General features: G+C 67.1%; 15 protein-coding genes. 11 read left to right on the plus strand and 4 right to left on the minus strand.

Annotation, left to right across the window (positions count from 1 at the left end; translation table 11 throughout):
* Positions 1-653: 653 nt before the first annotated feature.
* The 3 genes from ACIQFX_RS32810 (at position 654) to ACIQFX_RS32820 (ending at position 2,995) form a co-directional block, all read left to right on the plus strand.
* The gene (locus ACIQFX_RS32810) at positions 654-1,076 is read left to right on the plus strand and encodes a hypothetical protein (protein ID WP_402470766.1); all 423 of its coding nucleotides are present in this window, start codon (positions 654-656) and stop codon (positions 1,074-1,076) included.
* 516 nt (positions 1,077-1,592) lie between these two features.
* Complete coding sequence (locus tag ACIQFX_RS32815) at positions 1,593-2,114, plus strand: SLATT domain-containing protein (RefSeq protein WP_402470768.1); 522 nt, start codon at positions 1,593-1,595, stop codon at positions 2,112-2,114.
* Between the two features lie 2 nt (positions 2,115-2,116).
* On the plus strand, positions 2,117-2,995 hold the full coding sequence (locus ACIQFX_RS32820; protein WP_402470771.1) for a hypothetical protein: 879 nt from the start codon (positions 2,117-2,119) through the stop codon (positions 2,993-2,995).
* 92 nt (positions 2,996-3,087) lie between these two features.
* On the opposite strand, the gene ACIQFX_RS32825 is transcribed toward ACIQFX_RS32820, so the two are convergent.
* On the minus strand, positions 3,088-4,350 hold the full coding sequence (locus ACIQFX_RS32825) for a helix-turn-helix domain-containing protein (RefSeq protein ID WP_402470773.1): 1,263 nt from the start codon (positions 4,348-4,350) through the stop codon (positions 3,088-3,090).
* Positions 4,351-4,656: 306 nt separating this feature from the next.
* Here ACIQFX_RS32825 and ACIQFX_RS32830 point away from each other — a divergent pair, with 306 nt between their 5' ends.
* Complete coding sequence (locus ACIQFX_RS32830; protein ID WP_402470776.1) at positions 4,657-5,103, plus strand: GntR family transcriptional regulator; 447 nt, start codon at positions 4,657-4,659, stop codon at positions 5,101-5,103.
* A gap of 11 nt (positions 5,104-5,114) precedes the next feature.
* Positions 5,115-5,684, plus strand: coding sequence for an HD domain-containing protein (locus ACIQFX_RS32835; RefSeq protein WP_402470779.1), 570 nt, complete (start codon positions 5,115-5,117; stop codon positions 5,682-5,684).
* On the opposite strand, the gene ACIQFX_RS32840 is transcribed toward ACIQFX_RS32835, so the two are convergent.
* Both ACIQFX_RS32840 and ACIQFX_RS32845 read right to left on the minus strand, forming a co-directional pair.
* Positions 5,672-6,145: an NUDIX hydrolase gene (locus ACIQFX_RS32840; protein ID WP_385658468.1), complete on the minus strand. Its 474-nt coding sequence runs from the start codon at positions 6,143-6,145 to the stop codon at positions 5,672-5,674. The genes ACIQFX_RS32835 and ACIQFX_RS32840 overlap by 13 nt on opposite strands.
* Positions 6,142-6,912: a helix-turn-helix domain-containing protein gene (locus ACIQFX_RS32845; RefSeq protein ID WP_402470781.1), complete on the minus strand. Its 771-nt coding sequence runs from the start codon at positions 6,910-6,912 to the stop codon at positions 6,142-6,144. The genes ACIQFX_RS32840 and ACIQFX_RS32845 overlap by 4 nt, the downstream gene beginning before the upstream one ends.
* 713 nt (positions 6,913-7,625) lie before the next feature.
* On the opposite strand from ACIQFX_RS32845, the gene ACIQFX_RS32850 reads away from it, so the two are divergent.
* The 4 genes from ACIQFX_RS32850 to ACIQFX_RS32865 are packed head-to-tail and all read left to right on the plus strand — an operon-like array spanning position 7,626 to position 9,776.
* On the plus strand, positions 7,626-7,919 hold the full coding sequence (locus tag ACIQFX_RS32850; protein WP_402470783.1) for a hypothetical protein: 294 nt from the start codon (positions 7,626-7,628) through the stop codon (positions 7,917-7,919).
* A complete protein-coding gene (locus tag ACIQFX_RS32855) occupies positions 7,916-8,107 on the plus strand; it encodes a hypothetical protein (protein WP_402470787.1) in 192 nt (63 codons plus the stop codon). Before ACIQFX_RS32850 ends, ACIQFX_RS32855 begins: the two co-directional genes overlap by 4 nt.
* Entirely contained in the window at positions 8,104-9,129 is a 1,026-nt protein-coding gene (locus ACIQFX_RS32860) for a DUF2637 domain-containing protein (RefSeq protein ID WP_402470789.1), read from the plus strand. The genes ACIQFX_RS32855 and ACIQFX_RS32860 overlap by 4 nt, the downstream gene beginning before the upstream one ends.
* A complete protein-coding gene (locus ACIQFX_RS32865; RefSeq protein ID WP_402470793.1) occupies positions 9,126-9,776 on the plus strand; it encodes a GGDEF domain-containing protein in 651 nt (216 codons plus the stop codon). Before ACIQFX_RS32860 ends, ACIQFX_RS32865 begins: the two co-directional genes overlap by 4 nt.
* A 207-nt stretch (positions 9,777-9,983) precedes the next feature.
* Here ACIQFX_RS32865 and ACIQFX_RS32870 read toward each other — a convergent pair whose 3' ends face one another.
* The gene (locus ACIQFX_RS32870) at positions 9,984-10,559 is read right to left on the minus strand and encodes a hypothetical protein (RefSeq protein WP_402470796.1); all 576 of its coding nucleotides are present in this window, start codon (positions 10,557-10,559) and stop codon (positions 9,984-9,986) included.
* A gap of 161 nt (positions 10,560-10,720) precedes the next feature.
* On the opposite strand from ACIQFX_RS32870, the gene ACIQFX_RS32875 reads away from it, so the two are divergent.
* Both ACIQFX_RS32875 and ACIQFX_RS32880 read left to right on the plus strand, forming a co-directional pair.
* The gene (locus ACIQFX_RS32875; protein WP_402470798.1) at positions 10,721-10,948 is read left to right on the plus strand and encodes a hypothetical protein; all 228 of its coding nucleotides are present in this window, start codon (positions 10,721-10,723) and stop codon (positions 10,946-10,948) included.
* 76 nt (positions 10,949-11,024) lie between these two features.
* Positions 11,025-13,250, plus strand: coding sequence for a cell division protein FtsK (locus ACIQFX_RS32880; RefSeq protein WP_402470801.1), 2,226 nt, complete (start codon positions 11,025-11,027; stop codon positions 13,248-13,250).
* The last annotated feature ends 22 nt before the right edge of the window (positions 13,251-13,272 follow it).

The following is a 13,272-nucleotide window of genomic DNA, read 5'->3' on the forward strand; positions in this document are numbered from 1 at the left end:
GCAGGAGGCGGGGTCACGTCTCGCTGAAGTGGGCGTCAGGTTCGAATCGGGTTCACCGTGCCTCATCTGCGCGTGTGAGAATTTCGACGGAGGGACCGAGATGTGGTGCACCTGTTCTCATTCCCTCCCCGACCATTACATCTACTGACGTAATGGCTGTTCTGTAACTGGCAGGCGGGGCCGCCATGGCAGGCGGGGCGCTGCGGCGTAGGGCGCAGGCTACCGAGCTCAGGCCGGCTCTACCCAGACGCCGAAGTCGAGGCCAACGCCCTCAGGGTACGTACGGAGTGCCATCCCTGGTTCTCGGCGCTCAGCGACCACCGGTCCTCCCCACACGCATCCCGTCCGCCGTCGGCCCACACGTATGCGGAGCGGGCGCGGTGCCGGGCGTCCAGGAGTTCCAGGAAGCCCCGCACGCACTCAGCGGAGTCGTCGCCCACCACCGCCAGACCTCGACCGGCCGAACGCGCCGGCAACAGCCTGGAGATGCTGCTGAACCGATACGCGATGCGCCTCGGCGGCCTTCAGGAAGTGGCGAATCGGAGGATCGAAGACCTGCCGCAGGAGTACGAGTGATCGAGCGAGGGGGACTGTCAGTGCGATCGCCTACGCTGCGCTTCCGTTTGGACGGTTCGAACGGGGAGGGGACAGGGGTGGGCGGTAACGCATGGACGAAGACAGGCCCGTATCAGCCTGATCTGGCGGCTGCCTTCCGGCAGGCCCAGGAAGAGAGCCTGGCGCAGGACGACCACGGCTTCGGAGGGCGATCCGTCGAGGAGCTGTGGCGCGATCCGGCCTGGCACGAGTACATCTTCACCGGTGGTACGTGCACAGTGCTGGACTTCCCCGACATGGTCGATGCCACGGACCAGACTGATGCTCCGTTCATGCGGCCGCTGCCCGCCAGCGAAGTGCAGGCCTGGTCCCCCGACGGCCGACCCACCTACGAGGACTGGGACGAGGCTCTCGACACAGGGCGGTTGCAGCTCCCCGACCGCGCCCAGGGGAACTGCACGGTGCTCTACCGCGACGGCCGCCCGAACCTGATCGGCTACTGGGGAGTGACCGCCGACTAGCCGGCCCCATCACTTCAACGCGAGGCCCCGGGATCCATCCCGGGGCTCTCGTCGTTCCCGTGCTCCCACCTGCGCCGATGCCCCAAGCCCCGTCCACGCCCCCGTCCACGGACCTCGACATACGGCCGCTCACCCCGGCACACCCCTGCACATACAACAAGACCCCGCGTCCAGCGTTTCCGCTGATCACGGGGTCTTTTGGCACTTCCTGCGAAGTGCCCCCGGCAGGATTCGAACCTGCGCACACGGCTCCGGAGGGCATGACTCCCTGGCAGCAGACAACCGTCCTGACCAGCGAGAATGTCACTGGACTGATGTGCATCGTGGCTATTCACTCGCCACTCACTCGCCAGGACCGGCACCACACCGCTTCGGCGCCTCTGTGAGTGGTGGCGGATCAAGGTCGACTAGCTCGCCGAACTCGCTGGTTGTCGATGCCTGGTGACCCTAGACTCCAACTCTCTCCCGGATGTCGGCTTCACCGCGGTTGTGCAGTCCTAGCAAGATGAGGTGCTCGTGTCGTTGATCCCCGCTGGACTCCCTGAGTCCCACGGCGCCATAGCCAAGGAAGCAGACCGCATCCACGAGAGCGCCCTGTGGAGTGCGCAAGGCCAGTTCGAGCAGGCCAAGCTGTGGCGGCTCATCAACCTCATGCTCGGCGTACCCGCAGCCGCCTTGGCGGCTGTGTCGGGTGGTACGGCTCTCGCCGGCGACGTCGGTGTCTGGCCTGGTGTTCTCGCGCTGGTTGCGGCTGCACTCAGTGCGACCCTGACGACAGTCAATGCATCTCGGCGAATGACGCAGGCGCAGGCGTCAGCGAGCGCGTACCTGGAACTTCAGACTTCCGCTCGACAGTTCCTCTCCATCGACCTGGCGGAGATGCCGCGAGAGGACGCACGGGAGGTTCTGCGAACCCTCACGGGTACAAGAGATGACCTCAATAAGACATCCGATCCGCCTGGTCGGCTTGCCTACAAGCTGTCGCGTCGGACGATCGCGCGCGGTGGACAATCGTATTCAGCGGATGAGGCGGTTTAGGGATGGCCTCGACGGTTGCTGCTGCGTTTGACCAGTTCAACGACAGAATCACTCCGAACGCGGATAACTGGAAGAGGGTGAGCGAGCGTACCGATGCAGTCGTCGCGGTGCTAAAATCCGCATTTCCGGCCACATCTAGCATCCGGTACAACTCGCACAAGATTATCGGATCGCTTGGTCGGAATACTGCGAGTAAGCCCATATCTGACATTGACCTGATGGTCCACTTGTGCGTTGAGCCGGAGCTGTGGCGTACTAAATATCAGCGCGACTCTTCGGAGTTCCTCTATAAGGTTCGCCGGGGCCTCAATAGCGAATCAACCGTTCGTAAGATCGGAGCACGCGGTCAGGCCGTGCGCCTCTTCTATGCTGATGGTTTGGCCGTCGACGTGGCCGCTGTCATTAAGTATCAAGGTGGTTCGTTTGCCATTCCGGATGGGGCGGGCGATTGGCTGACAACGGATCCTGCTAGGCATGAGGCGTACCTCAATGAGCAAAATTCAGCCCTAGTTGGCGACCTGAAGAAGATAATCAGGTTTGTTAAGCAATGGAATAAGGCGCACAGCTCCCATCTGTCGTCTTTTCATCTTGAGATGATGGTGGCGCGGACTTTTGCTTCACTCACGAACAACTCCAGGGATGGGTTGCGGACCTTCTTCGACTACAACAAGAAGCGGCTGTCGGTGAAGGACCCCGCAGGGTTCAGCGGTGACCTATCTGATTACTTGACCCCGCTCGCTAGGGGGTCTCTATTTTCTGCGCTGGAAGCGGCACACTCGCGGGCGGTGGCAGCCAACCAGGCTGAAGTAGACGGGAATCACAAAGAGGCTATCCGGCTGTGGCGGATAATTCTGGGAGATCAGTTCCCGCAGTACGGCTGACAGGCGATCACTTGCTGGTTTTCATCTACCTGATGGACTCCCGCGAGGAGAGGGGACTTGTCTCAGCGCTGGGCCACGGATCCCGGGCCAGATCAGTTGACGATCTCCTCTGTGATTGTGATCGCCCCACCTTGAGCAACAGCCCGCACGCGCTGCTGGACTTCATGGTGCCAATACTTGATGCGGATGGCCCCGTCCGTGGTGGCTTGGAGGGCTTCGGGCTGGCCGAAATGCTGGACGATACCGTTCGCCAACACGGCGGACGCAGCGATGAGGGGCTCACCGTCCTCGGCGAGGCCATCGATGTCGAAAACAGCGCTGACGTAGGGCGGACGATCGGCCTGCTGATCACCGATCTGGTCTCGGAAGTGGCGTCGGCTTTGGACGAGCCTTGCCTGCAGCGAGTTACTAACCGGCCAGATCGACGCACGTACCGTGGCATGGCCGCCGGCCGCAGCGCGATCGCGGGCGTGCTGTGCCAAGAAGCGGAGCCCGCCCCACAGCGCGTTGAACAGATACTCGTCGTCCACATCGCTCACAGACGCGCTCGCGGCGTTCGGAACCATTGCTTCCCGGTTGGCCACAATTGCAGCGAACGAACCGGCCCCGCTCTCGTAAAGCTCGCTGGCCAAGCGGGTGGCCGTTCCTTTGCCGCTCATCCTGTCGTCGGCAACAAGGCGCCCGCTACCAACAGAAGCGCGGTACCAAATGGTGTGACCCAGCTGGACGCCGAACGGGTCCTTGTGGATTACCTCGTCCTTAAATCCCTTGAGCGTCTTGGTGTCGAGTGTGAAGCCGCCAGCGACGTCGGGGACCAGCGTCACAATGGCGAAGGTCGTCGCAGAGGTGTCCAGCCGCTGAATCAGGTCTGCCTCGTACCGGGCAGCTTCGTCGAGCCTGCTCTGCATTCCTGTGAACCGGTTTCTGTAGGCAGTCGCTACCTCAGGCTCCGCCAGGTACGTGGTAGTGGTCCCGTTGCGCCGCGGGAAGCGCAGCGCATTGTTGACGAGGACCGCATGCGGAGCGTTGGGGCTCCGGGGGACTGCGATCAGGAAGAAGCCGTGGTGGTCCTGCTCAGGCGAGGGGACTGGCAGGACGTCGAAGGTCGGCAGTGGCGAGACCAGCGAAGACACGATCTGACGGATGCGGCCGACCTCACCATCACTCAGCTCGACCCCGGGGGCTGCGCAGGCTCGTGCTTGATCGTCTTCGTCGACCCCGAGGACGATGACGCCGCCAGCAGTGTTGGCCATTGCGGCGACGTCACCAGCGAGATCTTTTTTGTCTGAATCCTTGCCACCGTACAGACCCCGCTTGAAGTCGAGGTCGTAGTGCTCGGTGACCTGGTTGTCCACGAGAGCAGTGACCTGCGTGTGGGAGACGGAGTCGAGGCGGGCAGCGAAGAGGCGTTCGAGGCGCCTGGAGCGGAGAGCGACCATGGGGCCGATTGTTATCCGGGCCGGACGTTGGTGTCTTCCTATCCGGCGTCTTTGGTCCGCCCTGTCACTGGAAGTTCGGCACTCGCCCTCAGCCCCGTTGATCGTCCTTGGCGTCTGACCTGGACGGAGAAGTTGGTGGGGAACGTGATGACAGCCTCGGCCCCCACTGGGTGCTCGTGGCACCCTTGGCGTCGAGCGCTACATGACATGAAGGGAGCTGCCGTGCCGGAGGTCAGTCCACGCGGAACTTACCTGGTCGTCTCGGAGGCCTTGAGGAAAGAGATCAAGGAAGGGCGGATCTCCGATGCGCTCCCTTCGGAGGCCGACCTAGTGCAGTCGTACGGCGTTGCCCGTAACACAATTCGTCGCGCTCTGAAGACTCTCGAAGCCGAGGGCATCGTCACGTCCGCGCCGGGCGTCGGTTGGCGTGTATCCAAGGGCGGAGACCGCCGATCTCTTGCTGAGCGAATGACTGCCCTCATTGCAGAGGATGAGCTCACTGTCGGCGACAGCTACCCGTCCGAGGCCAAGCTCTGTGAGCGTTTTGGTGTCTCCCGAACGGCTGTGCGTCGGGCCATCGCTCAGATGGAGGGCACCGGGATGCTGGACACCGTTCACGGCAAGGGGCGCACTGTACGCGCTCTCCCGCCTTCCAGCACCCGGCCGTAGCCTTGGCGTCCATGGGCCTTACTGAGTGGGCGTACTCGCTCTCCGAATCGATGTTGTCCGAGCCGCTGCCGCGTCGTTGGGCGCACTCCCTCGGCGTCGCCAAGCGGGCTCGGTCTCTGAGCCCGATCCTTGGCGCCGATGCCGAGCTGTTGGAGGCCGCGGCCGTTCTGCATGACGTCGGGTACTCGCCGGCCATCGCGACTACCGGCTTCCACCCGCTCGACGGGGCCCGATTCCTTCGAGGGCAAGAGGGTGTCGACGAGAGGGTGGTGCGACTCGTGGCGCATCACTCCTGTGCCCTCCTGGAGGCTGAGGAGCGAGGGATCCGGCATGAGCTTGAGACCGAGTTCGAGCTTGAGCGGCCCGAGCTGGTGGACGCGCTGATCGTCTCCGACATGACGACGACCCCCGACGGTGGGCACACCACCCCGATCGCCCGGCTGGACGAGATCGTGCAGCGGTACGGGCCGGACACCATCGTGGGGCGGTTCATTCAGCGCGCGGCGCCCGAGATCTACGCCGCCAACGAGCGGGTGGAGCGCCGTATGGCTGCTGTCGCGGCCAGCGCTCAGCCGAGGTAGGGCTCCCGTCGCGACTCGTCCAGGCCGTGCCGGATGCGCAGCCTCATGGACGGGTGGATGTCCAAGTCATCGAGGTCCGCTGGGTTCACCCAGCGGACCTCCTTCGATTCGCTGCTCGTGCGGAGGGACCCGCCGACCGGGTGGGCCCGGAAGCAGATGGAGAACTGCTGACGGACCTCTCCGTCTTCGTACGCCAGGACGTGATCCGGGTCCGTGTAGAGGCCGACGATGTTTTCTACCTCCACCTCGATCCCCGTCTCCTCCCTGACCTCCCGGACTGCGGTGTCGCCGATTCGCTCACCGATGTCGTGGCCCCCGCCCGGGAGAGCCCACAGGTTGTTGTCGGTCTTGTGGATGAGGAGGAGCCGCCCCTCGTCGTCGCGTACGACGACCGTCACGGACGGCACCACCGAGTTGGCCTTTGGAGCGGCGGGGTCGCGGAAGTAGTCGATACGGCTCATGAGTCCGAGCCTCCCAGGTCAGTGGGTGAGGTGATGGGGCGGGCACTCTCCCAGACCCGCTCGATGCTCTCGGCGTAAGCGTCGAAAAGCTCGCCGCCGGCCACCCGCTGGATGTGCAGCACCGGCGCCATGTACGCGCCGACGCCGTACAGGTGCCCGTTCGCGAGCATCTGGTCATCCGCACGATAGAGGGAGTTGTAGAGCGTGGTGGAGTGGAGGCGGAACTCCACGCCGGGGAGTCCGAAGAGTGGCGCATAGTTGACCAGGGCATTTCGGATCTTGCCTGCCATGGCCCCGCCGATCCCCTCGTCGGCTCCGCGCACTGCCACCGCAGCTGAGTCGGGGTCGCCGAGCATGAACCGGACCGGGATGCCGGCGGCCGACTTCTCCTTGACGACCTGGTGGAAGGCCGCGTCCTCGGTGAGCCAGAACCCCGAGTAGACCAAGACGTCGAAGGACCGCTGAGCGCTGGTGTAGAGCTGCGTCCAGAGCCGATTCGGCACGACCGAGCGGTGGGGGTAGAGCTTGATCAGCTCGGCGTTGCCCGCCTCGGTGACCTCTGCGGACGTCCGCTCCTCAGGCCATAAGTAAGACATCTCGCGCTGAAGGAGCGAGGCCGTCGCGTACTTGAATCGGCGGTACGGCTGGCGCTTGGGGTCGTTGATCCAGCGCTCGACTGTCTTCGCCGACACCCCGAGCCGCTCGGCGACCTGATCGAGCGTCATGCCGCTCTCGATGATGGCGCCGCGCAGTCGTTCGTTGGCCATGCCGCACTCTCCCACCCGCGGGACGACTTGGGACGACTTCACCGTAGCCAAGTCGTCCCGCAGCCGTACATGTGTGGAGTCCAGCGTCTGCCCTGATCAGGCCAAGCTTGAGGCATCGAGCGGGGCGGGTTCACGAACTCCTTGAAAACCAAGGGACTTGACGACCCCAACCCGTCTCTCCATGATGAGGAACAGGTAATACATGTACCTCATCGGGCTTCGGTCCGAAGAGAGGTGCTGTCTGCAAGCACATGGCGGGGACGCTGCAATCCCGCTAAAGGCCAGGTGGAACAGGGTTTCGGCCCGTACTGGCGAGGTGGCCCGGCGACCGCGAGCAACGGCCGGAGGGTGGGGACACAGGTCCCCCTTGCAGTGCTTCATCCGATCCAACCGACCGAGGGGGTCTCCATGCATCGACGAAGACTCTGGGCGTCGCCCGTGCTCGACCGGCACGGCGACCACGCCCACCGCGTCCCCTGATCCGCCGCTTCGACGCACCGGGATAGCCGGTGACTCGCGGACGTCAGGTCACCTGCGCAGCGGTTGCTGCGGCCGGTTGCCTCCCTCGCCTGTCCGGGCCCCGCACGGGGTGCCGTACGGGCGAGGCAGAGGGGAGCCGGAGAGATTCCGACCCCGCCGCGCTGGGGTGGCTGCCTCTCACCACGGACCGAGGCCACCCAGCGCCCCTTCGACAAGCTCAGGAGCGATCAGCCATGCGTACATTCATCGGCGGCCATCAGGCCGTCAGCGTCAACGACTTCGTGGAACTCGCCCTCGGCACCCCGGTGGAACTGTGGCTCGGGGTGGAGGGCGAGAGCGAGGAGGAGCGCGCGGCCCGTCTGGACGCGGCGCGGGACATCCTCGCGGACAACCCGAACCTGCCGGACGAGGTAAGCCGGGTCGCCGCCGAGGCGATCGAGGCGTTCGCCCCGGAGCTGTTCAACGTCCTCCCGCTGGTACGGCCGGCGGTCCGCCGCTCCCGTCCCCGGAAGGGAGCGGCGGCATGAGCGCGCGGGTGCCCTGGGGCCCGGAGCTGGTTCTCATCTGGCTCGGCTCGCTGATCGCGGTGGGCAGTGCCGCAGGCGCTGTTGCGGTCCATCAGTCGTGGCTGTTCGCCGCGGCGGTTCTCGGGTTCCTCATCCAGCACATCGGCTGGGCGGTTCGGAACCGGAAGCTCTTCGGTGGTGCGCGATGACGACCGCGATCACCCACGAGCGGTCGGCGGTGCCGCCGCTGACCCGCCCCGAGATGGGCCTCGCCGGTATCGGCGCGCTCGCCGCCGCCGGCGTCGGAGCCCTCGGGCTCATCTCCTCCTTCGATGCCGTGTCGGCCGCCGCGCTGCGGTGGGGCTTCGGCGAGCCGTGGATGCTTCCTGTCGGCATCGACGTGGCCATTCCGGTGTTCACGGTGGCCAACCTCCTGCTGATCCGGATGGACATGGCCCTCGCGTGGGTGCGGTTCGTGCCTTGGGCACTGACCCTGATCACCTGCGGCCTGAACGTGGCCGCCGGGCACGGGATGTGGGCCAAGCTCGCCCACGGCACGATGCCGCTGCTGTGGGTGGTGTTCTCCGAGATCGGCGCCCACATCTACGCCGTACGGATCGGGGCTGCGACCGGCCGCCGGATGGACAAGATCCGGGCCTCGCGGTGGCTGCTGGCCTTCCCCTCCACCTTCTCGCTTTGGCGCCGGATGACGCTGTGGGAGATCACCTCCTACGCCGATGCGCTCTCCCGCGAGAAGGAGCGGCAGCTCGCCCGCGCCGACTTGCGCGAGACCTACGGCTGGCGGTGGCGGTCGAAGACCCCGCGCCGCGAGCGTGTCCTCCTGCGCCTCGGGGAGCTTGCCCCCGACGGGGCCGTGGAGGAGCCGGAGCAGGAGCCCGCCGCGCCGCCCGTGCCGCCGCCGGCCGATGGGCCGGGCGAGCCGAAGCAGCGCAAGCGCACCACCCGCCAGAAGCCCAAGGGGGCGAAGCCGCCGCGTTCGGCGGCGGAGCTGCTGGCCGAGGCCCTCGAGCTGACCGCCGACTGGCCCCTGGCGGGGATCAACGCCGAGGCGATCCGGACCGCACTGCACTGCTCGGCAGCCAACTCACGCGTTCTGCGTGACGAGTTGCTCGCCGAACGGGCCAGCCGCCCGGAGCTCCACTCCGTCGAGACGAACGACGGCAGCGACACGGACGAGTCCGCCGAGACGGCCGAGGAGGTCGCCGCATGAACACCCTGGCCACGATCCTCGCCGTGACCGGCCCGCTTGCCGCCGGATGGTCCGGTCACGTGCTGTGGCTGCGCCGTCGGCTCCGCACCGCCCGCCGCGACCCGCTGACCGGGCTGCGGACCCGTGAGGGCTTCACCCGTCGGGCCGCCGCCCTCCTGCGCGACGACAGGGCGGTGGTCGTCCTCGCGGACGTCGACCACTTCAAGCAGATCAACGACCGCCACGGCCACGCGGCCGGCGACGCCCTGTTGAAGGCCACCGCTGACCGGCTCGCCCACTACGTCGGCCCGAATGGTGTCGCCGGGCGCCTCGGCGGAGATGAGTTCGCGGCCGTCGTCCTGGACACCGACGGCACGGTTACCGATCTCCTCGCCGTTCTCCACGGAGTATTGGCCCGCCCCGCCGACAAGACCAACCCGCACGTGGCCACCACCGTGTCCCTCGGGTGGGTCCGCGCCGCCGACTTCCCCGGCGAAGAGCTCTCCTCGCTCCTCGGCCGGGCCGATGAGGCCATGTACGCGGCTAAGCAGAGCCGCGCCGGGATCAAGGGGGCCCGGCTGGGTCGGCTTCTCTCGGCGGTCACCGGCCGCCGCTCCGGACGCCGAGGGGCCCCGGGCGGGGCACCGGCGGTAGGGGTGGCGGCGTGATCATGAGGCTTCGTGAAAATCCCCAGTGACGCTCTTCGTTTCCCCTTCGGTGAATCGTCACCGAAGGGTTGGAGTTGCCATCTTGGGACGGTCCGGCTCGCTCGCTCGCTCGTGGTGTCGACGTGTATCGCGCAACGGGTGGCCCCGACATGACTCGGCTGGCAGGCTGGCTTATTCGGGCCTCCACCTTTCGTCAAGAGTCACACGTCATGCCGTGGACTGACCGTTGAGGCGGTACTCCTCAGAGGGCATCGAGTCCCATTCGGTATTCGCGCCGTCGCGCGTCACCATGAACAACGGACGCGATCGGAGGAGCTGCCCGACTGGTTGCGCGCGCATGAGGACCCCGGGATCATCCGGTCCCGCGTAGCCCTCGGGCGTGTAGCGGAAGTGCACACCCACTGCCTCGGCATACGCGATTGCGTCGCTCTCCAGCTCCGACAGGTCTCTCCCGACCAGCGGGATGCCGTCGTACGTGACCTGGGGACCGTTCACGGCGTCGACAGCGACGCAGAACAGCCCTACAGCTTGGCTCACGTAAGTTGCGACGGCAGGTGGAGAAGAAGCCGCTCCGCGCCGGTGGACCTCGACCTTCCAAGTCGGCGAGAAGATCGCGTGGTCCTGTGCGCAACCGCCGACCGTCGTCTGGCCGACAGTTTCAGTCGCCTCGACCACTTCGTCGACGGTCATGCCGAACCGGAGCGGTCCGACGCCGACGGCCGACGCATAGGACCACTCGTCCCGTCCGGAGAAGCCGAACTCGGGTTCGGCCTTGAACGCCATAGTCACCCCTCGAAAGACACCTGAGAACTTGCCGGCGCCCATCATGCCAATCGTCGGCCAGCAGACTGTCGGGCGCGAAGTGCTGTGAACTCAGCCATCACCTCTGGCGACGGCTTCCAGTGACGTCGGGCCTGCTCGCTGCCGACCTCTTCCACACCGTGATGGAAGCTGCACAGCACCGCTGCCAGTGTGCCGGCGCATGCAGACAGCCCCACACGAAGGGCGAGGGGCGCTACGGCCGACTCGCTCGCCACCAACTCGTCGCCGCGGCACTGCCCGCGAGCGAGCTGCGCGCCTGGGGCCCGCCCTGCTTCACCGCCGCCCGCCGAGCCGCCCAGCGTGCCACCGCGGCGCCCGGCGACGACCAGGGCGGCCTGTTCGACCTGTGAGCCACGGGGTCCGGTCACGACCGACCAAAGCAGCGGCCGGACCCCGTAATCCCTCCCGAGAGAAGGAAGAGTCTCAGTGAACCACCCCGACGACGAGAACGACTTCTTCGACCGACTCGAAGCCGACATGGCCGCCACCGGGTCGCCCGACTCCGGGGCCGATGTGGTCGACCTCGACATGGCCCGATCCACCCGCACCGAGTCGGCCAACTCCACCGCCGACGCGTCGCCCGACTCCCACACGGACGAGTCGGCCGACGAGTCGGGCGACCCGTCGGCCCGCCGGTTGGTCGACGGTCCGGCGCTCGCCGGGCCCGGACACCTCGGCCGACTCGCCGGCGCGAAGCGGCGACGGATCGTCCCGGCGTGGCTGCGGTCGACGGCCGAACTCAAGACCGCCGCCCGCTGGGTCGCCAGTCATTACACCCACCTCGCCGGGTACCACGCGCTCCGCTCCCCGGTCTATGCCGGGCGCCTCGCGCTCCAGGCCCCGCGGGGCGCGGCGAAGTTCGTCGGCGGCACGATGCGCTGGGTCGCCGACCGCGAGGGCGAGCCCGTCCGACTCGCCGCCGTCCGGCGCGAGGACGCGGCGGAGTACCTCAAGCTGTCCCGGCAGCGCGACGGCCGGGTCCGACTGCGGACCCTGGTCGCCACCCTCGCCGCGCTCATCGGCATGGGCGCCGCGCTCGCCCTCTACGTCCTCGCCCCCGGCTGGCTTCAGGTCGTCTCGGTCGGCGCGCTGCTGCTCGCCCTCGGGTCGGCCGGCGGCCAGGCCGACGCCCCGGTCATCAACCGGGCGGTGGAGGTCACCAAGGCGCCCAAGCTCACCAGCGACATCGTCCTGCGCGCGCTGGGAGCGCTCGGCATCCCGGCGATCAACCAGGCGCAGGGCAAGGGCCGGGACGGCTTCACCTTCACCGCCCCGATCACCCGCGACGGGCCCGGCTGGCGTGCGGAGGGGGACCTCCCGTACGGCGTGACCGTCACGGACGTGATCGAGCGCCGCGACAAGCTCGCGTCCGGCCTGCGCCGCCCGCTGGGCTGCGTCTGGCCCGAGGCCGTACCGGAGGAGCACACCGGGCACCTGGTCCTTTGGGTCGGCGACCAGGACATGTCGACCGCGCGGAAGCCCGTATGGCCGCTCCTCAAGAGCGGGGCCACGGACCTGTTCAAGCCGGTCGCCTTCGGCACCGACCAGCGCGGGCGCTGGGTGGAGATGACGCTCATGTACATCGCGGCCGTCATCGGCGCGATCCCCCGCATGGGCAAGACATTCCTCCTGCGCCTGCTGCTCCTGATCGCCGCCCTCGACCCGCGCGCCGAGCTGCACACCTACGACCTCAAGGGCACCGGCGACCTTGACCCGGTCGGCGAGCGCGTCTCACACCGCCACCGCGCCGGGGACGACGACGAGGACATCGAGTACGCCCTCGCCGACCTGCGGGAACTGCGGGACGAGCTGCGGCGCCGGGCGAAGATGATCCGCTCCCTGCCCCGGGACATCTGCCCGGAGTCGAAGGTCACCAGCGAGCTGGCGAACATGAAGAACCTGGGGCTCCACCCGATCGTCGTCGGCGTGGACGAGTGCCAGGTCTGGTTCGAGCACCCCAAGCACGGCGCGGAGTTCGAGGAAATCTGCACCGACCTGGTCAAGCGCGGCCCGGCCACCGGCATCGTGCTGCTGCTCGCCACCCAGCGTCCCGACGCCAAGGCCCTGCCGACCGGCATCAGCGCGAACGCCTCGGCCCGGTTCTGCCTGAAGGTCATGGGCCAGCTGGAGAACGACATGGTCCTGGGCACGTCCTCGTACAAGCGAGGCGTGCGGGCCACAATGTTCTCCTGGAAGGACAAGGGCATCCACTACTTCGTCGGCGAAGGAGCGGACGCCCGGATCGTCTCCTCCGTCTACGTCGACGCCCCCACCGCCGAGACCATCGGCCTGCGGGCGCGCAAGCTCCGCGAACAGGCCGGCACCCTCTCCGGCCACGCGCTGGGGGAGTCGTTCGAGACCGGCGAGACCAGCGCGTACGACCTGCTGCGCGACATCCTCGCCGTCGTCCCCGCCGAAGAGCCCAAGGTCTGGTCCGAAGTCGTCGTAGCCCGGCTCGCCGAGCTGCGCCCCGACGTCTACGGCGGCTGGGACCCCGAGGGACTGGCCGCCGCCCTCAAGCCGCACGGCATCTCCACCACCCAGGTGTGGGGCAAGACCGAGAACGGCAAGGGCGCCAACCGGCGCGGCATCGAGCGCTCCCGCATCTCCACCGCCATCACGGAACGTGACGGAACTCGGGACGCGAGCTGACGCGGATCGCCGCTAGGTCTAG

This window comes from Streptomyces sp. NPDC093089 (assembly GCF_044754405.1).
In the GTDB taxonomy this organism is placed as follows: Bacteria; Actinomycetota; Actinomycetes; order Streptomycetales; family Streptomycetaceae; genus Streptomyces.

Bases quoted from the DNA above. Each gene is read 5' to 3' on its own strand.
- ACIQFX_RS32870 (WP_402470796.1), bottom strand. From the start codon at position 10,559: ATGGCGTTCAAGGCCGAACCCGAGTTCGGCTTCTCCGGACGGGACGAG.
- ACIQFX_RS32865 (WP_402470793.1), top strand. From the start codon at position 9,126: ATGAACACCCTGGCCACGATCCTCGCCGTGACCGGCCCGCTTGCCGCC.
- ACIQFX_RS32850 (WP_402470783.1), top strand. From the start codon at position 7,626: ATGCGTACATTCATCGGCGGCCATCAGGCCGTCAGCGTCAACGACTTC.
- ACIQFX_RS32840 (WP_385658468.1), bottom strand. From the start codon at position 6,145: ATGAGCCGTATCGACTACTTCCGCGACCCCGCCGCTCCAAAGGCCAAC.
- ACIQFX_RS32820 (WP_402470771.1), top strand. From the start codon at position 2,117: ATGGCCTCGACGGTTGCTGCTGCGTTTGACCAGTTCAACGACAGAATC.
- ACIQFX_RS32855 (WP_402470787.1), top strand. From the start codon at position 7,916: ATGAGCGCGCGGGTGCCCTGGGGCCCGGAGCTGGTTCTCATCTGGCTC.
- ACIQFX_RS32860 (WP_402470789.1), top strand. From the start codon at position 8,104: ATGACGACCGCGATCACCCACGAGCGGTCGGCGGTGCCGCCGCTGACC.
- ACIQFX_RS32845 (WP_402470781.1), bottom strand. From the start codon at position 6,912: ATGGCCAACGAACGACTGCGCGGCGCCATCATCGAGAGCGGCATGACG.
- ACIQFX_RS32875 (WP_402470798.1), top strand. From the start codon at position 10,721: ATGGAAGCTGCACAGCACCGCTGCCAGTGTGCCGGCGCATGCAGACAG.
- ACIQFX_RS32835 (WP_402470779.1), top strand. From the start codon at position 5,115: ATGGGCCTTACTGAGTGGGCGTACTCGCTCTCCGAATCGATGTTGTCC.